Genomic DNA, 17,735 nt, shown 5'->3' with positions numbered 1-17,735 from the left:
GTCGCGGTCCGGGACACGTATGTCATATCCATCCGTGCCGTTCCGCGATGCGTACCGCGTCCACGAGGGTGCGTGCGTGCAGTTTGCCCGTGGCGAGGGAGAGGTGGTTGCGGACGGTGCGCACGGAGAGGTCGGCCGCCGTCTCCGCGGCGCTCATGCCCTGGGCCGCCAGCCGCAGGATCTCGGATTCGCATGGGGTCAGGGGAGACGCCGTTTCCGTGCCTGGACCGTCGAGACGGACGTCGACGGCACCTGGACCCGGTCGGTATCCAAGCTCAACCACTATGACGGCGATGGGGACAGTCCCCGCTGGACGGAGGAGGACACGGCTGCGGGAACGAGTGGCGCGGTGAGCCGTAATGTCGAGTCCGCGTCGGGTGACCTGGCCGCGACGACGGGGGCGGCGGGTGACGCCGTTCTGCAACTCGCCAATGTCCACGGCGATGTGATGCTCGCTCTCCCGCTCACGGCAGGGGGCGACATCGTCGCCCTCGACAGCGACGAGTACGGCAATCCGCGCGCCGGCCAGTCACCGGTCCGCTACGGCTGGCTCGGCGGCAAGCAGCGCTCGGCCGAGACGCCGACCGGGCTGACGCTGATGGGAGTGCGTCTCTACATCCCGGTCACCGGGCGGTTCCTCTCGGTGGACCCGGTGTACGGGGGCAATGCGAACGCCTACGAGTACACACATGGCGACCCGGTGAACCGGTTCGACCTCGACGGCAGGTGGAGTTGGGCGAAAAAGCAGTGGAAGCGATTCACCAACAAGATGCACCGAATCGGTCGCAACCCGAATTGGCGGTCGGTTTACCACTCCGGAAAGTTCGCGATCGGCGTGGCGGGTCTCGTCTCTCCGTTCGGTCGGGTGAAGACGGTCCGTAATATGTGGCGCGCCGCGAAGAGTCCTCGCTCAACGGTTCGGAGATGCTTTAAGTCCGGCAGTAACTTCATCCACTGTGCCGGGGCAGGCTGGGGTGCGCAGACTGTGGTGGGCGATTTCCGGAACTGGAAAACAAATCGGCGATTCAAGGATGACTGGAACGATGCGTTGACCAACGACGGTCGCCGCGCGGTCTGCAGAAAATACACGGGAAAGTCCAGTTGCCGGTGACATCAGTTCGGCCTGTGAGGGAGAAGGATCGATGCATCGATACAAGTTGACTTTTCTTCTGGTCTTCGTTCCCTTCATGCTGGGAAGCGGGATCAGTAGGTTCGGTGACTCCGGATGGTCCCTGATATGGGGGGTGCTGGAGATATCCCTCGGCGTCGCGATTTCGGTGGGCGCGGCCGGTGAGATCCGGCAGGGGCTGAAGAGGAGGCGGGAGGAGACGGACAGCAGGGACGGAACCTGATCCGGCCTCTGTCAGCGCCCTTGACAGGAGCGCGCGTTCGTAGTTGAAGGGGCACTGGATGGTCCCGACAGCCAGGGGCCGTCGGGACCATCCAGTGCCTTTCTCAGTTCGTTCTCCGTCGACGAGGTGCGGGGCCGAATTACCGCGAAGGGGCATCCGGGTGCCGTCGTCAGGGCGACAGCAGGGTACGGACGTCATATCCATCCGTGCCGTTTCGCGATGCGTACCGCGTCCACGAGGGTGCGTGCGTGGAGTTTGCCTGTGGCGAGGGACAGGTGGTTGCGGACGGTGCGTACGGAGAGGAACAGTTCGGCCGCTGTCTCCGCAGCGCCCATGCCCTGGGCGGCCAGCCGCAGGATCTCGGTTTCGCGCGGGGTGAGCGGGGAGACCCCGGCATCGTGTTCCTCGGCGAGCAGATCCGGGTCGTACGCCCGGCCGCCCGCCGCCACGGTGCGGATCGCGGTCAGGACCTGCCTGGCCGAGGCCGACTTCAACAGATAGCCGGCCGCACCCGCCTCCCGGGCCGCGCGCAGGTGGCCCGGGAGGTCGAGCACGGTCAGGACGAGGGTGCGGCACGACGGCAGCCGTTCGGTGAGCTGACGGGCCGTGGCGATGCCGTCCTGACCGGGCATGGCCACATCCAGCACCGCCACGTCGGGCCGAGTTGCCAGGGCGGCTGGGAGCACCTCGTCGCCGCGGGCGGTGTGGGCCACGACCTCGATGCCCGGCTCCCGGCCCAGCACGGAGACCAGCCCTTCTCGTACCACCGTGAGATCTTCGGCTATCAGCACCTTGATCATGATGAGAGGATGCCACCTGCGGTTTTTCGGCGTCGGCCCGCCTGTGTCGTAGTTCCGACGGGTCAGGGGCGCCAGAGCCAGGGGTGGGCGTCGACGCCCAGGGCCGCGACCGCCGGGCGGCCGTCCTGGGCCAGGTGCAGGGCCGGGGAGTCGAGGGGCACCGGGCCCTGCCGCCGTACGGAGAGGCCGCGGGGCGTGCGCACCTGGACCAGGCCCTTCTCGGTGCGGCCGAGCAGCACGGGGGAGTGTGCCGGGCCGGCCGCGGCGACGGGGCCGTAGCCGGTGAGGCCGGGGCGGTCGCCGAGGATCCGGCCGCGGCCTTCGAGGCCGGTGTAGTCGCCGGTGGCCGGGCCCCGGCCGTCGAGTACGTTCCCGTCCGGCGTCTCGCCGGTCCGCACGGTGGTCAGCGCGGCCTTCGCCGCCGCGTGGTAGAAGAGGTCGATGGTCCCGTCCGGGGACGGCAGGGCGGCCGGGCCGTTGCCCGGGACCGGCACCCCGCCGATCTGGGTGCGCGCGGTGACCGGGTCCTCGGGGGTGTCCTGCGTCCAGTGGTGCACCGCGAACCGGCCCGCCGCGAAGACGTGGACCCGTCCGGCGGCGTCCACCATGGTGTTCAGCCCGTCCTGGACCTCGCCGCCGCCCATGTCCCGCCAGTCGTTCCAGCGGCCGTCCGTGCCCCGTACCCGGGTGCTGAGCCCTTTCTCCGCGTTCCGTACGAAGAGATGGACCCGCCCGTCGGGGGCGGTGACCGCGACCGGGACGCCGATCCGGCGGCCCGCGTCCTGGCCGTGCTCCGGATTGCCCAGCCCCTCCCAGGCGCGGAAGGCGCCGCCGGGGGAGCGCTGTTCGAGTACGGCGATCTCGCGCGCGTTGTCCGTCCCGTGCCCGCCGAGCGCGGCGAACCGCAGGCCGAACAAGAGCTGCCGCCCGTCGGAGAGGGCCGCGCCGCCGAGCACCGGGGCGAGCGGGCCGCCGCCGAGGTCGTCCGGCGCGCCCCACGTCCCGCCGCCCGGCGCGGTCTCGCGCCAGCGGACCGCGCGCAGCGCCAGTACCCCGTACGCGACGAGTCGGCCGTCCGGTTCGGCGCCGAGGACGGGTTGGGGGCCCGGGTAGCGGTGGTGGGTGGACCGTACCCAGCCCTTCCGGTTGGTGAGCGGCCGGTCGCCGCCCACGTTGTAGTCGCCGCAGCCGGCCGGGTTGCCGCAGTCCCAGTCGGGCGAACCCCCGTACGGCACCAGGAGCGCGGCCTTCTCCGCGAGGACGGCGGCCGGCAGGTTCTTGGGCCAGTGCCGGTTGTAGTAGGCGCGGTACGCGGTGGTGACGAAGCCCGGCACCTCGCCGCCGCCCCGGGTGGTCCGCGCCACCCAGCGGATCAGCGCCGTCCAGGTGAACAGCGCGGCCGCGGTGTGGTCGGGGTGGTCGGAGTAGCCCTGCTGCTCGCTGTCCCGGCGCCGCTCGGCCTCGCTGCTGTGCTGGATGTCGGGGTCCGGGTCCAGGGTGTGCACGACGGTCGGCCGGTACCGGTCGAACAGCCCCGCCAGGACGTCGACCAGACCGTCGTACGTGTACGAACCGGCCTGCCGCAGCGGTGAGCCGTCGGCGACGACGGTGGGCAGCACGAGCCGCCGGTCCTGCCAGAGGCTGGGCAGCCCGAGCCGTCCGTAGGTGGTGTGCATGGCCGTGTTGAGGTGGATCAGCTCGATCCTGCGGCCGTCGTGCGCGAGCCGGTTGATCTCGGCGCGGTGGCCGCCGGGCAGGTCGATGACGGACTCCTGCCAGTGCGTGAACCGGTCGACGCCGAGCAGGGTCGCGTACGCCTGGCGCAGTCCCTGGTGCCGGGCGGAGGAGTACGCGGCCTTGTCGGGTGCGGACGCCGGGCGGCCGGGCACCCGGTTGACACCATTGGCCTCGCCACCGGTCAGGTACACGCACACCAGGGGCGTTCCGCCGCGGAACGCCTGCTGGGTGTCGGGGTTCATGAAGTACAGGTCGTCGTCGGGATGGGCGAGGACCTGCATCATCAGCGCCGGTCGCGAGGCGCTGATCGGCAGTCCGGGCAGTGGGTTCGCGGCGGGGTCGCGGCGGCGGGGCGGTGCGGGGGCGGTACACGCGCCGAGCGCCGCCGTGCTTGTGGCGACGGTCGCGACCGTCAGGAGGGCGCGGCGTGGGAGCGCGGGGGAGGCGCTGGGCCGGGACCGGTCCGGGGGAGAGGTGGCGCCCACAGGCACCGCGCGTGCCGCGGGCCGGTCCGCCGCACGTCGATCCGGTACGAGTCGATCCGCCACGCCGTGCTCCGTCCGCCTCACGCGCAGCGGCCGACCGGTCCACGGGCCGGTGCTGCGTACTGGTACGCGCAGGTCGCGGCGGGTGCCACCGCTGCTGCGGAGGGATAGACGGAGATCGACGGGGGAGGGTTGCCTGGTCCGCGCCATCGAATGGGTACAGGTGGGGGCCTGGGGCATCCGGACGGGTGGGAGCGGAATGTTCGGTTCGGGTGACTTCTTGGGACACGTCTCTCGGCGGGGCCGGGCGTGCGTACCGTGAAGTGGCCCAATGAGCCTCATGCGTACGGGTGTTGTCCGGGGCTCATCCAGTGTTGTCCCGGCCGTCCGGGGTGACGTGTCGGGGGCGTCAGGGGTTGGGTCGAGAACGGTAAGCGCGTCGGAAGTGGGGCACGGATGAGCGTGGATGAGGCCGGTACGGAACGCGGGGACACCGGGGCGGACGAGCCGGGCTGGGACGTCGATGCCGACGACGATTCGGGGGCGGTCGTGGTCGCGGCGGTGGGCCGCCAGATCAAGGCGTGGCGGGAGGCGGCGGGGCTGCGGGCCGGCGAGTTCGGGACAGCCATCGGGTACGGGGAGGACCTCGTCTACAAGGTGGAGGGCGGCCGTCGCATCCCCCGGCCGGAGTTCCTGGACAAGTCTGACGAGGTGCTGGGGGCGGGCGGGAAGATCGCCGCGATGAAGGCGGATGTGGCGGAGGTCCGGTACCCGAAGAAGATCCGGGATCTGACGAAGATGGAGAAGCGAGCGGTTGAGATGGGGTTGTACAGCAACCACAACATCCACGGCCTGTTGCAGACATCGGAGTATGCGCGGGCGTTGTTCGAAATGAGGCGGCCCGCATACTCACAGGACGAAGTGGAGCGGGTGCTGGCCGCGCGCATGGCCAGGCAAGCGGTCTTCGAGAGGTCACCCGCCCCTGCGCTCAGTTTTGTGCAGGAAGAGGTGACGCTGCTCCGCCCCATCGGGGGCACAATGGTGCTGCATCGACAGCTCGAACGGCTTCTGGAGATCGGGCAGTTGAGGAACGTCGAGATTCAGGTGATGCCGACCGATCGTGAGGATCACGCAGGAATGGGCGGCGGAGTCGAAGTATTGAAGTTCGAGGACGGCACCGCGGTGGGGCGGTCGGACGGCGCCTTTGCCGGGCGGCCGGTCTCCGATCCCAAGCAGCTCAGGATCCTTGAGCTGCGTTATGGGATGATCCGGGCCCAGGCTCTCACGCCACGGGAGTCGTTGGCCTTCATCGAAAAACTGCTGGGAGAGACATGATCCGCAAGACCTCTGCCGGGGACACTTCCGAGCTGGAGTGGTTCAAGAGCAGTTACAGCAGCGGCAGCGAAGGAGACTCTTGCGTCGAGGTGGCGACTGAGTCCTGTGCGGTGCACGTCCGCGACTCGAAGAACCTGCCGGGGCCGCGGCTTGCCTTCGGCGAGGATGCGTGGGCGGGCTTCGTGTCGTACGCCGCCGGGTGCTGATCCCACACGTACCCGTGCCCCCGCCCTGGGCTGATGCCTGAAGCCGCGGTCGGCCCGGGCGTTGCGGATCTCGCCGGTGCCTGCCCCCGGCTGCGCGGCCACCGTTCGTATGCTTGTCCACGAACGGTGGCGGCGCCCCCGGACCTCGGACGACGCCGCGCGCTGCGGAACGGGGGGCAGACATGCGGAAGAGGCGCAGTCTCTGGTCGCTCGTGTACTTCCTGATGGGCTGTGTGTGCCTGCCACTCGCCGTCGTGATGGCGATGGGCGTGATGACGATGGGAGTGAGGGGGGTAGTCGGTCTGCTCCCGGTCGTTGTCCTGGGTGTGCCGGGTGTGGTGCTGACGTGCCGTGCGCCGGTGTTCGGTGTCCATTACGGGCCGGACGGGCTGCGGTACTCCGGGCTGCTCAATGCGCGCTCCTACGCGTGGGCAGATATCCGGGAAGTGCGGGTGGCCGTCCTGCCGAGCACGGTCTACTCGTCCGACGTCCCGGAGCTGGTGCTGGCGTCCGGTGGGACGGACCAGCTGCACATGCTGTCGGGCCACAGCTTTGGCCGGGCCCGGAACAGGCGGGTCGTGCGGCTGGTGGCCGAGTTGGAGGCGGCGCGCTCTGCCGCGTCCACGTCTTCGAGGCGGAGCTGATCGACTATACCGCCCAGCCGGTCATCTCCCCATCCACCCCGACCTCACCGAGGATCCGGGGCTGCCGGACACCTGGTGGGCGACGCTGCGGAGGAGTCTGGACGCCCTCAGTACCGCCGAACCGCCCCGCGAGACGATCCGGCAGTCGTGGGCGGACCGGGTCTTCCCCGAGTTCCTGGGCATCCCCGCGCCGACGATCACCGAGCGTGTCACCGGGCACGCTGATCTCTCCAGTGGGCCAACCTCACCCACGATCCCCTCGTGATCCTGGACCGGGAGCGCTGGGGAGCTGTGCCCGTGGGGTACGACCCGGCCATGCTCTACGTCAACAGCCTCCGCGTCCCCGCCGTCGCCGCCCGCATCCGTGCCGAGTTCGCCCACGTCCTCGACACCCCCGCCGGCCGGATCGGCGAGCGGATCGCGCTCGCGGAGATGCTCCAGGCCGTCGGCAGAGGCTGGTACGTCGAACCGGCTCCGCTCCTGCGGCAGCGCGCGGAGGAACTGACCGGGGTGCGCCCTCCGGCCTCGGGCCCCGCCGTTCCGGCCACCTGACCCATGTCCCTCCTCCGGACCCGGTACGCGCTCGTTCGGAGTGGGGGCGCGGGTCAGGTACGGGTGACCGTGCCGCAGCCCTTCGCCCCGCCGGACAGCGGCGCGCTGCGGTCGTACGGGTCCGACGCCGGGCCCGTGGCCTCCGGGACGGGGTCGACGTCGGGGAACTCCGGGTGCACGTAACCGTCGTACACGTCACAGGCGGAGTTGTAGAGCTGGTGGCCGAGCTCCGTCAGGACCGGCTTGCCCGCGGTCACCCGGTACTTCGCGGGGTCGTACAGCACCAGCGTCAGCTCCCGGCGCACCAGCGAGCGTTCGAGCCGCGGCGGGCCGGAGACCGCCTTCCGCACCGGGTACACGAAGGTGTAGTCGGCGTGCACCTCGACCGATCCGGGCTTCCCCGCCTTGAAGGTCATCCGGCCCCGGGTCTTGACCACGTCGCCCACCAGCCGGACCTCCCGGGGATCGAAGCGGGTGAACAGGTTCAGCGGGTCGTGTTTCTCGGAGGGGTGGGCCAGAGCCTGCCTGAACTCGTCCTGGATGTCCTTCTGATCGGGGTCGAGCAGGCCCAGCGCCGCCTCGGGCCGTTCGCCGCGCAGGGCGGCCGGGTCCAGGTTCGCCGCCACCAACAGCTTCTTCATCGTCGCCAGGGCGTGTGCCACCTGCTGCTCGCTCATCCCGCCGACCGCCTTCGCCGGGGGCGTCCCGATGCCGTCCGCGCCGTCGGCCCAGCGGAGCGCGGGCGAGCCCCGGAACGGTTCGTCGAGCGTGGGACGGTCGGGCGCGGGGTCGTCGGCGGGCCCCGACGTGGGACGGGCGGTCTCCGGGGGCAGCGGGGGCAGAGGCGCGGCGCTGCCGGAGTCCCGCCATGGCAGATGGTCCGTCAGCAGGCTCGGTCGTATCGCCACCAAGGCCAGGGCCGCCACGAGAGCGATGACCAGGAACGATACGAAGCCGCTGCGCTTCCGCCCGCCGCCCCGCTTCTGCCACTCGGGCCCGGTCCGCCAGCCCTCCGGCTGCCAGGCGCCTGCCACCGGGGGCTTCTTCCTCCGCCACGGCAGCCTCCTGCCGCGAGACCGGGAGACGGCCTCCTCGTCCAGGTCCCGCAGGCGGGCGGTGACCATGCGGGCCCGCGCGGAGGGCTCCTTGGGCGCCTTGTCCCGCCCCGCCCCGCTCTCCGCCTGCCGCAGGAACTCCGCCCACTCCTCGTCGGAGGGCGAAGCGCCGTCCTCGGGAGGCGGTGCCGCTGTGCTGCTCATGAAGTCCCGTTCCCTGGTGGTGGTGACAGCTCCGGCGGGCTACGGCCCTCGGCGTCGCTCGGCCGACGGGCTGGTGGGGGAGCGGTGGGGCGGGTGAGGCGAGGGTTGGTGGGGGTGGTGCCGTGACCACTGCTGTGCCCGGGATGACGAACAGGAGTTCTACCTTTTGGGCGGCGGTGGTGTCCAGCGCGCCCGGGCCCGGACGGGGAGGCGGGGGCTACCGCGGCTCCGGACGGGCCCGGGCTTACCGCGGCTCCGGCGCGTCGGCGCCGTCCGCGTACGTGAGCCGGGCCCCCGACAGGCCGCGCAGCAGTTCGCCGCCGATCTCCGCCAGCCGTGCCGCGTCGGGCGGGGTGCGGCCGAGGCCGATCGCGTACCGGACATGGGACGCGTCGGCGGCGTACGGGCGGGGCCAGGCGTGGGCGTCCGGCGCGCCGGCCTCCGCGAGGGCGGCGAGCAGGGCCAGGATCCGGCCCCGGAAGCGGCCCTCGTCCTCGCCCTGCCGCACGGAGACGAGCGCCCAGGCGGCGTGCCGTCGGCGCAGGGGCGGCCGGGCGCGGAGCAGGGCGCGGGGCACGGGGGCGGTGTCGGGGACGGACTCCAGGATCTCCCAGGCGCGGAACAGCTCCTCGACGACCAGGTCGCGGGCCGCCGCCGAGACCTGCGTGGTGCAGGAACGCACGGGGGCGGTCGGCGTCAGCACGGTCAGCGGCTGCTGAACAGGGCCTGGGCGCTCCTCGATCTCCCCGACGCAGACCGGTACGTCCCAGTCCCACATCGCCCAGGTGGCGAAGAAGTGCCGGAGCAGGGGGAGTGGCGGCAGGTCGCCCGACCCGTGCGCGGTACGGGCCGCGAGGACCGACCAGGCCAGGCCCGGCAGCCCGCCGCACGGGGCGGAGTCCAGGCCGCGGGCCCGTGCCCACGCCTTGACCTCGCGGGCCAGCCCGGCGAACGCGGTCCGGTGCGGGTCCGCCGCCGCGAGCACCGCGTCCGCGTCGCTCACCGCGCTGAGCGCCCTGGCCGCCGCCTCGCCCAGTTCGGTGCGGCGGCCCACCGCCTCGGCCGGGGGCAGGGCCCCGGCCGGGACGGTCACCAGGTCCACCCGCAGACCGCCGACGCCGAAGCGCAGACCGGGCACCCGGGCGCCGGTCACCTCGCGTACGTCGACGGCGTCCGGCAGCGCGGCTGCCAGCCGTTCCCGTACGGCGACACCCGGCAGGCCGCCGTCCCCCGCCGTGTTCCCGTCGCGCGCCGCCTCCCCGCCACCCGGCAGGGATGCCACCAGGTCCACGTCCGCGCCGGGGAGCGCGCAGCCCATCCGTCGCGAGCCCACCAGGTGGACCCGGGCCTCCGGCAGGGCGGCCGTCACCCGGCGGACCAACTCGGCCGCCCGCGCTTCGTCGGCCGCCGACGCCTCGTCGGTCGGCCGTTCCTCGTCGGCCGGCTCGTCGGCCTCGTCAGCCGGTGAACGCGCGTCGTCCCGCACGGTCCGGGGCGTCAGCTCCACCCGCACCCCGAAGTGGTCCGAGACGTACGGTCCGTCCGGCGCCGGTACGTCGCCCAGCAGCACCGCCGACACCGGCCGCCACCGCTCCGAGCGGACCAGCACCCGGTCCAGCCGGGACGCCCGACCCGACAGGGAGGAGACGGCGGCCAGCGGGTTGACCGACGGGTCGAAGGTCGGCGTGCGGTCCGCCGCGCCGTGCACCCGGCTCCAGGCGTCCGCCATCCCCAGCCGCTGCTGCGGGGTGTCCCCGCCGTCGTTGAAGTCGCCGAGCAGCAGCACCTCGCCCTCGACGGCCGCCAACCCCGTTGCCAGGTCGGTCAGTTCGGCGTCCCGCCGGTCCGCGCCGTTCGGCGAGTGGTCGCTGCTGAGATGGGTGACCGCGACCGTGACCGGCCCCGCCCCGCTCTCCACCACGACGGCGGCGACCGCCTTGTGCGGACCCAGCTCGTGCAGCCCCGCCTCCCGCACGGGGAGCCTGCTGAGCAGCAGCAGACCGCAGTCGGCGACGTCCCGGCCGCCCGGATCGGTCCCGAGCGTGCAGTGCTCGCGGACCCAGGGCGCCTCCAACAGCAGGGCGAGCAGGGCGGGTTCGGCCTCCTGGAGCGCGATGACGTCCGCGTCCGCCGCGCGCAGGGCCTCCAGCAGCAATGGCCTGCGCCGGGCGGTGTCGATGCGGTCGCTGTCGTAACGGTCCCAGAGGGTGTTCCAGGTCAGCACCGTCAGGGGGCCGGCGGACGCGGGGAGCGGCGTCCCGTCGCCCTCCGGCGGCGTCCAGCCGCCCCGGGGCTGCACGCCTTCCTCGCCAGCCGCCCGGGTACCCCGGGGCTGCACGCCTTCCTCCACCGGCGCCCAGGTGCCCCGGGACGCGCAGAACGCGTGCGGGGTCCGCGAGGTGAAGTACGGGGACGGCAGTCGCCGCGGGGCGCGTACCCGCCCGGCCTCCGTCGCGTCCAGCCGGTCCACCCCCGTCGCCCGGTCCCACACCACCTCGCCGTCCGCCTCGATGAACAGCACCCGGTGCCAGGGGATCTCGCCGCCCGGCGTGAACCGGGGGAGCGGCACCCGCTTCGGCGCCCTCCCGCGCTGTGCCACGCCCATCACGAAGCGCGCCGGATCGAACCGGGCGTCCCAGCGGACCCGGTGGTAGATCTCCTCGCTGGTACGCATCCGTGCTCCGTCCCCTTCCTTTTCCCCGCCGTCCGCGCGTCCGCCGCTACGCCGCTACGCCCGGTCCTCCACCGTCCCGCTCGCGCCGACGTACCAGGTGCGGTGCGCCTGACCCGGGTACGGGGGCGCGTACCGGCGCAGCTGCGAGGTCAGCACCTCCGGCGGCACCGGGTGGGCGCGCCGCCCGTTTCGGCGGACCAGCTCCGCCTCCTCGACCACCGTCACGGCGTGGGTGACCAGCGCGTCCCGCCGCCGGGCCACCGCGTGCACCAGGGAACGCTGGTGCGCGTTGAGCGAGGTGGCGTCCCAGACGACCGTGCCGCCCGCCGCGAGCGCGGCGTCCAGCCGGTCCAGGCCCTCGCGCAGCACCTCCCCGTTGGCCCGCTGGTCGGCGCGCGAGCCCCGGGCCCCGCGCAGGTCGTCGAGGGACACGTACGCGTCCACGTCCGGCAGGCCCCGGGCGAAGGTGCTCTTGCCGCCGCCCGACGGGCCGACCAGCTGGATCAGGCACGGGAAGTCCCCGCCGCGCCACCGCCAGGTCGCGGCGACCGCCTCGCCGACGGTGCTGATCCGGCCCAGCGCGTACGCCTCGCGGGCCTGCGCGCGGCAGCGGTCCGCGGCCGTCGGCTCCAGGTCGGCGAACGCCTCGTCCAGCCCGGCCGGCTCCCGTACGTCCTGCGCGTGCAGTGCCGACCACTCCACCTGCTCGCGCTCCTCGTCGCTCCCCGCGACGGCCGCGGCCAGCGCGTGCAGCACCTCCAGGTCGGCGGCGAGCGACATCCGGGCCAGGCCGGTGCGCCGTTCCTCGTCCGGGTACGGGCGGTGTAGCGACGGGTGCAGTCCGACGAGGTCGGCGACGCGGCGGGCCACCGGCATGCCGACGGTCCCTGCCAGCGCGGGCGCCAGCTCCGTGCGCCGCCCCCGGTGCAGCAGCGCGGCCAGGACGCCGGTCAGCCGGTCGTCGCCGGTACGGCCCAGCGCGTCGAGCCCGTCGGACATCGCGACGGCGGCCCCGGCGTCCCACACGGACGCCCCCGACGCCTCGGCCAGCGCCGCCCCGTCCACGGGCGCGCCGGACCGTACGGCCCAGAGCGCCGCCGCAGGACCGAGGCCGTTCTCCACCACGGCGGCGTGCATCCAGTGCGTGTCCGTCCGTACGTGGCCGGGCCGCACCCACTTCGCCACCAGGCGCCCGAAGTCCGCCGCGCCGAAGCCGTCGGCGGGGCGGACGACGTACCCCTCCTGCCGGCCGGTGTCCGGCCGCAGCGCCCGCAGGGCCTTCTCGGCGCGGGCGTCGAGCACTCCGCGCCACAGCACCGGCGGCACCGGTATCCCCAGACCGCGCAGGAAGGCCACCGTCCGGTCCCAGTCCAGGCAGCGCTCCCCGTCCCAGACGGAGAAACCGTAGAACCAGCTCTCCAGGCCGTCGTACGGGATGGAGTGGCGGGCGAACACGTTCTCGCCGCACACCCGCCGTCCCGGGGCGATCCGGGAGCCGATCCGGCCCTGGAGCGCCTTCACCCAGCCCCGCGAGGGGTGGTGGGCGGAGTCGAGGGAGCGGGCGTGCAGACCGTCGGCGTAGAGCGTGGTGTTCTCGCCGTCCAGCTTCTCGGTCACGACCACCTCGCGGCCCGCCAGCCCGGACAGGTCCGCGATCCGCACGTCGTCCGAGGTGGCCCCGGGGGACCAGGGCAGGTGCGGGGTGCGCGGATAGTGCGTACGCATGACAAGGGCCCCTGGTGGTGGAGAAACGGTACGGCGCTGGTGGGAACAGACGTCCGGCCGGTCACTGTAGGGGTGGGGAGAGGTCGGGTTCGACCGGTTTACGGGGCGACGGCCCGGTGCGGCGCGCCCGCCGCGCACGCGTGGTCGGCGCGTCGTGCGGGCCCCGACGTGCCCCGTACAGCCTCCCGGAACCACTCCGACGCCCGCCCGCGTTTGACCGGTCGGGTGCGGGGGGTACTATCTCCGGCCCGATTGGCCAGGCCCGTGGCCCGTATGGCACACTGCTCAGGTTGCTCGGTTGAGTGTCAATGCTGCGCGCCTCCCGCCGGGAGGACCGGAAGCGAGTCCCACAGTACTCGTCGACCCCCTGCGGGTCGGACGTACGGGAATCTTCCGGGAAGCGTCAGCGGGGCCCCGGCCAGGCACCCGGCGGGTATTCACCCCCGACGCTCCTCGCGGAGCACGACGCGGTCCTCGGGTCCGCACCCCCTCGGTACGGGAGATTCCTCAGGGAATTCCACGTGGAGGGGTTGCGACACGCCCGACCGCGTGGGTCGGAGGCGGAGGCAGAACCGCCGGGTTCCAGAGCGTTAGCGAGAGACAGGACTACTAGTAGCCATGGCGGGACAGAAGATCCGCATCCGGCTCAAGGCCTACGACCACGAGGTCATCGACTCCTCGGCGAAGAAGATCGTCGAGACGGTGACCCGCACGGGTGCGTCGGTCGCGGGCCCGGTGCCGCTGCCCACTGAGAAGAACGTGTACTGCGTCATCAAGTCGCCGCACAAGTACAAGGACTCGCGCGAGCACTTCGAGATGCGCACGCACAAGCGCCTCATCGACATCCTCGACCCCACGCCGAAGACGGTTGACTCGCTGATGCGTCTCGACCTGCCGGCGGGCGTCGACATCGAGATCAAGCTCTGAGGTGACGCGCGAGATGGCTAAGAACATTAAGGGCGTCCTGGGCGAGAAGCTCGGCATGACCCAGGTCTGGGACGAGAACAACCGGGTCGTCCCGGTGACCGTCGTCAAGGCCGGGCCCTGCGTCGTCACCCAGGTCCGCACCAACGACACCGACGGCTACGAGGCAGTCCAGATCGCCTTCGGCGAGATCGACCCCCGCAAGGTGAACAAGCCCCTCAAGGGCCACTTCGCCAAGGCCGACGTGACCCCGCGCCGCCACCTGGTGGAGCTCCGCACCGCCGACGCCGCCGAGTACACGCTCGGACAGGAGATCACCGCCGAGGTGTTCGAGTCCGGCGTCAAGGTCGACGTCACGGGCAAGAGCAAGGGCAAGGGCTTCGCCGGTGTCATGAAGCGCCACAACTTCGGTGGCCTCGGCGCCGGTCACGGCACCCAGCGCAAGCACCGCTCGCCCGGCTCCATCGGTGGCTGCGCCACCCCGGGCCGTGTGTTCAAGGGCCTCCGCATGGCGGGCCGCATGGGCAACGAGCGGGTCACCACCCAGAACCTGACCGTTCACGCCGTTGACGCGGAGAAGGGTCTGCTCCTCATCAAGGGAGCCGTCCCGGGTCCGAACGGCGGCCTCGTCCTGGTCCGTACCGCGGCCAAGGGGGCTTGAGGAACCGATGAGCACCATTGACATCCTTTCGCCGGCAGGCGACAAGGCCGGGACCGTCGAGCTCCCCGCGGAGATCTTCGACGCGAAGACCAGCGTTCCGCTGATCCACCAGGTCGTCGTCGCACAGCTGGCAGCTGCCCGTCAGGGCACGCACAAGACCAAGACTCGCGGCGAGGTCCGCGGCGGTGGCAAGAAGCCGTACCGCCAGAAGGGCACCGGCCGCGCCCGCCAGGGTTCGACCCGCGCGCCGCAGTTCGCCGGCGGTGGCGTCGTCCACGGCCCGCAGCCGCGTGACTACTCGCAGCGGACCCCGAAGAAGATGAAGGCCGCCGCCCTGCGCGGTGCCCTCTCGGACCGGGCCCGTCACTCCCGCATCCACGTCGTCACCGGCGTGGTCGAGGGTGCCGTCTCCACCAAGGCCGCCAAGACGCTGTTCGGCAAGATCACGGAGCGCAAGAACCTGCTCCTGGTCGTCGACCGCGCCGACGAGGCCGCGTGGCTGTCCGCCCGCAACCTGCCCCAGGTGCACATCCTGGAGCCGGGCCAGCTGAACACGTACGACGTGATCGTCTCCGACGACGTGGTCTTCACCCAGGCCGCTTTCGAGTCCTTCGTGTCTGGCCCCCAGACCGCTGAGACCGAAGGGAGCGCCGCCTGATGAGCGAGGCGACCGTTACCAGCAAGACCTACACGGACCCGCGCGACGTCCTCGTCAAGCCGGTCGTGTCGGAGAAGAGCTACGCGCTGCTCGACGAGAACAAGTACACGTTCATCGTCGCGCCGGGCTCCAACAAGACCCAGATCAAGCAGGCCGTCGAGGCGGTCTTCTCGGTCAAGGTCACCGGGGTCAACACGATCAACCGGCAGGGCAAGCGCAAGCGCACCCGCACCGGTTTCGGCAAGCGCGCCGACACCAAGCGCGCCATCGTGACCCTCGCCGAGGGCGACCGTATCGACATCTTCGGCGGTCCGACCGCCTGAGGGCGGTCCGACCGTCCGGAATCGGACGAGGACTGAGAAATGGGTATCCGCAAGTACAAGCCGACGACCCCGGGCCGTCGTGGCTCCAGCGTCGCCGACTTTGTCGAGATCACGCGGTCCACGCCGGAGAAGTCGCTGGTCCGCCCCCTGCACAGCAAGGGCGGCCGTAACAACGCCGGTCGTGTGACCGTTCGCCACCAGGGTGGTGGCCACAAGCGCGCCTACCGCGTGATCGACTTCCGTCGTCACGACAAGGACGGCGTGCCGGCCAAGGTCGCGCACATCGAGTACGACCCCAACCGCACCGCGCGCATCGCGCTCCTGCACTACGCGGACGGCGAGAAGCGCTACATCATCGCGCCGCGCGGCCTGTCGCAGGGTGACCGCGTCGAGAACGGCCCCACCGCCGACATCAAGCCGGGCAACAACCTGGCGCTGCGCAACATCCCGGTCGGTACGACCATCCACGCCATCGAGCTGCGGCCCGGCGGCGGCGCGAAGTTCGCCCGCTCCGCGGGTGCCTCCGTGCAGCTGCTGGCGAAGGAGGGCTCCATGGCCCACCTGCGCATGCCGTCGGGTGAGATCCGCCTGGTCGACGCCCGCTGCCGCGCCACGATCGGCGAGGTCGGCAACGCCGAGCAGTCGAACATCAACTGGGGCAAGGCCGGCCGCATGCGCTGGAAGGGCGTGCGCCCGACCGTCCGCGGTGTCGCGATGAACCCGGTTGACCACCCGCACGGTGGTGGTGAGGGCAAGACCTCCGGTGGTCGCCACCCGGTCTCGCCGTGGGGTCAGAAGGAGGGTCGTACTCGTTCTCCCAAGAAGGCGAGCAACAAGTACATCGTCCGCCGCCGCAAGACGAACAAGAAGCGCTAGGAGCGGGTTTAGATGCCGCGCAGTCTCAAGAAGGGGCCCTTCGTCGACGGCCACCTCATCAAGAAGGTGGACGCGCAGAACGAGGCAGGCACCAAGAACGTCATCAAGACCTGGTCCCGTCGCTCGATGATCGTCCCGGCGATGCTGGGTCACACCATCGCGGTGCACAACGGCAAGATCCACGTACCGGTGTTCGTCACCGAGTCGATGGTCGGCCACAAGCTCGGCGAGTTCTCGCCGACTCGCACCTTCCGCGGCCACGTCAAGGACGACCGGAAGTCGAAGCGCCGCTAAGCGGGGTGGAACGACTCATGACTTACACCGAAGGGACAACCATGGAAGCCAGGGCCCAGGCGCGGTACATCCGCGTCACGCCCATGAAGGCCCGCCGCGTGGTGGACCTCATCCGTGGCATGGACGCCACGGAGGCTCAGGCGGTCCTGCGTTTCGCCCCGCAGGCCGCGAGCGTGCCGGTTGGCAAGGTGCTGGACAGCGCCATCGCCAACGCCGCACACAACTACGACCACACCGACGCCTCCACGCTGGTCATCAGCGAGGCGTACGTGGACGAGGGCCCGACCCTGAAGCGGTTCCGGCCGCGCGCCCAGGGTCGTGCCTACCGGATCCGTAAGCGGACCAGCCACATCACCGTGGTCGTCAGCAGCAAGGAAGGAACCCGGTAATGGGCCAGAAGGTAAACCCGCACGGGTTCCGACTCGGCATTACCACGGACTTCAAGTCCCGCTGGTACGCCGACAAGCTGTACAAGGACTACGTCAAGGAAGACGTCGCCATTCGTCGCATGATGACGAAGGGCATGGAGCGGGCCGGCATCTCCAAGGTGGAGATCGAGCGCACCCGCGACCGCGTCCGCGTTGACATCCACACCGCTCGCCCGGGCATCGTCATCGGCCGCCGCGGCGCCGAGGCCGACCGCATCCGCGGCGAGCTGGAGAAGCTCACCGGCAAGCAGGTCCAGCTGAACATCCTCGAGGTCAAGAACCCCGAGGTGGACGCTCAGCTGGTGGCCCAGGCCGTCGCCGAGCAGCTGTCCTCCCGCGTCTCCTTCCGTCGTGCCATGCGCAAGAGCATGCAGAGCTCGATGAAGGCCGGCGCCAAGGGCATCAAGATCCAGTGCGGTGGCCGCCTCGGCGGCGCCGAGATGTCCCGCTCGGAGTTCTACCGCGAGGGCCGTGTGCCCCTGCACACGCTCCGCGCGAACGTCGACTACGGCTTCTTCGAGGCCAAGACGACCTTCGGCCGCATCGGTGTGAAGGTCTGGATCTACAAGGGCGACGTCAAGAACATCGCCGAGGTCCGCGCCGAGAACGCCGCCGCCCGTGCCGGCAACCGCCCGGCCCGTGGTGGCGCCGACCGCCCGGCCGGCCGCGGCCGCGGTGGCGAGCGTGGCGGCCGCGGCCGCAAGCCGCAGCAGCAGTCGGCTCCGGCCGAGGCCCCCAAGGCCGAGGCTCCCGCCGCTGCCGCTCCGGCTGCTGAGAGCACCGGAACGGAGGCCTGACCGAA

The 17,735-nt window shown here is 71.6% G+C and carries 19 protein-coding genes and 1 pseudogene; 14 read left to right on the top strand and 6 right to left on the bottom strand.

Annotated elements, in window-relative coordinates; genetic code table 11:
* Positions 1–22: 22 nt before the first annotated feature.
* Positions 23–283, bottom strand: coding sequence for a helix-turn-helix transcriptional regulator (locus AB0E67_RS05155; protein ID WP_362021485.1), 261 nt, complete (start codon positions 281–283; stop codon positions 23–25).
* Here AB0E67_RS05155 and AB0E67_RS05150 point away from each other — a divergent pair.
* Positions 212–1,111, top strand: a pseudogene (locus AB0E67_RS05150) (RHS repeat-associated core domain-containing protein); the annotation flags it as partial. The gene AB0E67_RS05155 and the pseudogene AB0E67_RS05150 overlap by 72 nt on opposite strands.
* Before the next feature lie 31 nt (positions 1,112–1,142).
* Positions 1,143–1,352, top strand: a complete 210-nt coding sequence (locus AB0E67_RS05145; RefSeq protein WP_362021032.1) for a hypothetical protein — start codon at positions 1,143–1,145, stop codon at positions 1,350–1,352.
* 194 nt (positions 1,353–1,546) lie between these two features.
* Here AB0E67_RS05145 and AB0E67_RS05140 read toward each other — a convergent pair whose 3' ends face one another.
* Complete coding sequence (locus AB0E67_RS05140; protein ID WP_362021030.1) at positions 1,547–2,152, bottom strand: response regulator transcription factor; 606 nt, start codon at positions 2,150–2,152, stop codon at positions 1,547–1,549.
* A 62-nt stretch (positions 2,153–2,214) separates the two neighbouring features.
* Positions 2,215–4,173: a PIG-L family deacetylase gene (locus AB0E67_RS05135; RefSeq protein WP_362021482.1), complete on the bottom strand. Its 1,959-nt coding sequence runs from the start codon at positions 4,171–4,173 to the stop codon at positions 2,215–2,217.
* Positions 4,174–4,830: 657 nt separating this feature from the next.
* Between AB0E67_RS05135 and AB0E67_RS05130 the strand changes: the two genes are divergently transcribed.
* The 4 genes from AB0E67_RS05130 (at position 4,831) to AB0E67_RS05115 (ending at position 7,111) form a co-directional block, all read left to right on the top strand.
* Entirely contained in the window at positions 4,831–5,709 is an 879-nt protein-coding gene (locus tag AB0E67_RS05130; protein WP_362021028.1) for a helix-turn-helix transcriptional regulator, read from the top strand.
* Positions 5,706–5,915, top strand: coding sequence for a DUF397 domain-containing protein (locus AB0E67_RS05125; protein WP_362021026.1), 210 nt, complete (start codon positions 5,706–5,708; stop codon positions 5,913–5,915). The genes AB0E67_RS05130 and AB0E67_RS05125 overlap by 4 nt, the downstream gene beginning before the upstream one ends.
* A 182-nt stretch (positions 5,916–6,097) precedes the next feature.
* Entirely contained in the window at positions 6,098–6,559 is a 462-nt protein-coding gene (locus AB0E67_RS05120) for a hypothetical protein (protein ID WP_362021024.1), read from the top strand.
* A 261-nt stretch (positions 6,560–6,820) separates the two neighbouring features.
* Entirely contained in the window at positions 6,821–7,111 is a 291-nt protein-coding gene (locus AB0E67_RS05115) for a hypothetical protein (RefSeq protein WP_362021022.1), read from the top strand.
* Between the two features lie 53 nt (positions 7,112–7,164).
* Here AB0E67_RS05115 and AB0E67_RS05110 read toward each other — a convergent pair whose 3' ends face one another.
* From AB0E67_RS05110 to AB0E67_RS05100, 3 genes are all read right to left on the bottom strand, one after another.
* Complete coding sequence (locus tag AB0E67_RS05110) at positions 7,165–8,370, bottom strand: hypothetical protein (protein WP_362021019.1); 1,206 nt, start codon at positions 8,368–8,370, stop codon at positions 7,165–7,167.
* A gap of 244 nt (positions 8,371–8,614) precedes the next feature.
* On the bottom strand, positions 8,615–11,044 hold the full coding sequence (locus tag AB0E67_RS05105) for a poly(A) polymerase (RefSeq protein ID WP_362021017.1): 2,430 nt from the start codon (positions 11,042–11,044) through the stop codon (positions 8,615–8,617).
* 54 nt (positions 11,045–11,098) lie between these two features.
* Positions 11,099–12,769, bottom strand: coding sequence for an RNA ligase family protein (locus AB0E67_RS05100; protein ID WP_362021014.1), 1,671 nt, complete (start codon positions 12,767–12,769; stop codon positions 11,099–11,101).
* 618 nt (positions 12,770–13,387) lie between these two features.
* On the opposite strand from AB0E67_RS05100, the gene rpsJ reads away from it, so the two are divergent.
* Genes rpsJ through rpsC form a run of 8 tightly spaced genes read left to right on the top strand, consistent with a single transcriptional unit; the run spans position 13,388 to position 17,730 of the window.
* On the top strand, positions 13,388–13,696 hold the full coding sequence (rpsJ, locus tag AB0E67_RS05095; RefSeq protein ID WP_003948644.1) for a 30S ribosomal protein S10: 309 nt from the start codon (positions 13,388–13,390) through the stop codon (positions 13,694–13,696).
* Positions 13,697–13,709: 13 nt separating this feature from the next.
* The gene (rplC, locus tag AB0E67_RS05090; protein ID WP_362021011.1) at positions 13,710–14,354 is read left to right on the top strand and encodes a 50S ribosomal protein L3; all 645 of its coding nucleotides are present in this window, start codon (positions 13,710–13,712) and stop codon (positions 14,352–14,354) included.
* 7 nt (positions 14,355–14,361) lie between these two features.
* Entirely contained in the window at positions 14,362–15,012 is a 651-nt protein-coding gene (rplD, locus tag AB0E67_RS05085) for a 50S ribosomal protein L4 (protein ID WP_335934457.1), read from the top strand.
* Entirely contained in the window at positions 15,012–15,335 is a 324-nt protein-coding gene (rplW, locus tag AB0E67_RS05080) for a 50S ribosomal protein L23 (RefSeq protein ID WP_073786776.1), read from the top strand. Before rplD ends, rplW begins: the two co-directional genes overlap by 1 nt.
* Before the next feature lie 39 nt (positions 15,336–15,374).
* Complete coding sequence (rplB, locus tag AB0E67_RS05075) at positions 15,375–16,211, top strand: 50S ribosomal protein L2 (protein ID WP_362021008.1); 837 nt, start codon at positions 15,375–15,377, stop codon at positions 16,209–16,211.
* A gap of 12 nt (positions 16,212–16,223) precedes the next feature.
* Positions 16,224–16,505: a 30S ribosomal protein S19 gene (rpsS, locus tag AB0E67_RS05070; protein ID WP_283853425.1), complete on the top strand. Its 282-nt coding sequence runs from the start codon at positions 16,224–16,226 to the stop codon at positions 16,503–16,505.
* Between the two features lie 41 nt (positions 16,506–16,546).
* The gene (gene rplV, locus AB0E67_RS05065) at positions 16,547–16,894 is read left to right on the top strand and encodes a 50S ribosomal protein L22 (protein WP_009997296.1); all 348 of its coding nucleotides are present in this window, start codon (positions 16,547–16,549) and stop codon (positions 16,892–16,894) included.
* The gene (gene rpsC, locus AB0E67_RS05060; RefSeq protein ID WP_073786782.1) at positions 16,894–17,730 is read left to right on the top strand and encodes a 30S ribosomal protein S3; all 837 of its coding nucleotides are present in this window, start codon (positions 16,894–16,896) and stop codon (positions 17,728–17,730) included. Before rplV ends, rpsC begins: the two co-directional genes overlap by 1 nt.
* The last annotated feature ends 5 nt before the right edge of the window (positions 17,731–17,735 follow it).

The organism is Streptomyces sp. NPDC032161 (assembly GCF_040636995.1).
Taxonomy (GTDB): Bacteria; Actinomycetota; Actinomycetes; order Streptomycetales; family Streptomycetaceae; genus Streptomyces.
Note: the sequence above shows the minus strand (reverse complement) of the source record. Positions and strands in the feature narration are given on the sequence as shown.

Bases quoted from the DNA above. Each gene is read 5' to 3' on its own strand.
- AB0E67_RS05145 (WP_362021032.1), top strand. From the start codon at position 1,143: ATGCATCGATACAAGTTGACTTTTCTTCTGGTCTTCGTTCCCTTCATG.
- AB0E67_RS05140 (WP_362021030.1), bottom strand. From the start codon at position 2,152: ATGATCAAGGTGCTGATAGCCGAAGATCTCACGGTGGTACGAGAAGGG.
- AB0E67_RS05135 (WP_362021482.1), bottom strand. From the start codon at position 4,173: ATGATGCAGGTCCTCGCCCATCCCGACGACGACCTGTACTTCATGAAC.
- AB0E67_RS05130 (WP_362021028.1), top strand. From the start codon at position 4,831: ATGAGCGTGGATGAGGCCGGTACGGAACGCGGGGACACCGGGGCGGAC.
- AB0E67_RS05125 (WP_362021026.1), top strand. From the start codon at position 5,706: ATGATCCGCAAGACCTCTGCCGGGGACACTTCCGAGCTGGAGTGGTTC.
- AB0E67_RS05120 (WP_362021024.1), top strand. From the start codon at position 6,098: ATGCGGAAGAGGCGCAGTCTCTGGTCGCTCGTGTACTTCCTGATGGGC.
- AB0E67_RS05110 (WP_362021019.1), bottom strand. From the start codon at position 8,370: ATGAGCAGCACAGCGGCACCGCCTCCCGAGGACGGCGCTTCGCCCTCC.
- AB0E67_RS05105 (WP_362021017.1), bottom strand. From the start codon at position 11,044: ATGCGTACCAGCGAGGAGATCTACCACCGGGTCCGCTGGGACGCCCGG.
- AB0E67_RS05100 (WP_362021014.1), bottom strand. From the start codon at position 12,769: ATGCGTACGCACTATCCGCGCACCCCGCACCTGCCCTGGTCCCCCGGG.
- rpsJ (WP_003948644.1), top strand. From the start codon at position 13,388: ATGGCGGGACAGAAGATCCGCATCCGGCTCAAGGCCTACGACCACGAG.
- rplC (WP_362021011.1), top strand. From the start codon at position 13,710: ATGGCTAAGAACATTAAGGGCGTCCTGGGCGAGAAGCTCGGCATGACC.
- rplD (WP_335934457.1), top strand. From the start codon at position 14,362: ATGAGCACCATTGACATCCTTTCGCCGGCAGGCGACAAGGCCGGGACC.
- rplW (WP_073786776.1), top strand. From the start codon at position 15,012: ATGAGCGAGGCGACCGTTACCAGCAAGACCTACACGGACCCGCGCGAC.
- rplB (WP_362021008.1), top strand. From the start codon at position 15,375: ATGGGTATCCGCAAGTACAAGCCGACGACCCCGGGCCGTCGTGGCTCC.
- rpsS (WP_283853425.1), top strand. From the start codon at position 16,224: ATGCCGCGCAGTCTCAAGAAGGGGCCCTTCGTCGACGGCCACCTCATC.
- rplV (WP_009997296.1), top strand. From the start codon at position 16,547: ATGGAAGCCAGGGCCCAGGCGCGGTACATCCGCGTCACGCCCATGAAG.
- rpsC (WP_073786782.1), top strand. From the start codon at position 16,894: ATGGGCCAGAAGGTAAACCCGCACGGGTTCCGACTCGGCATTACCACG.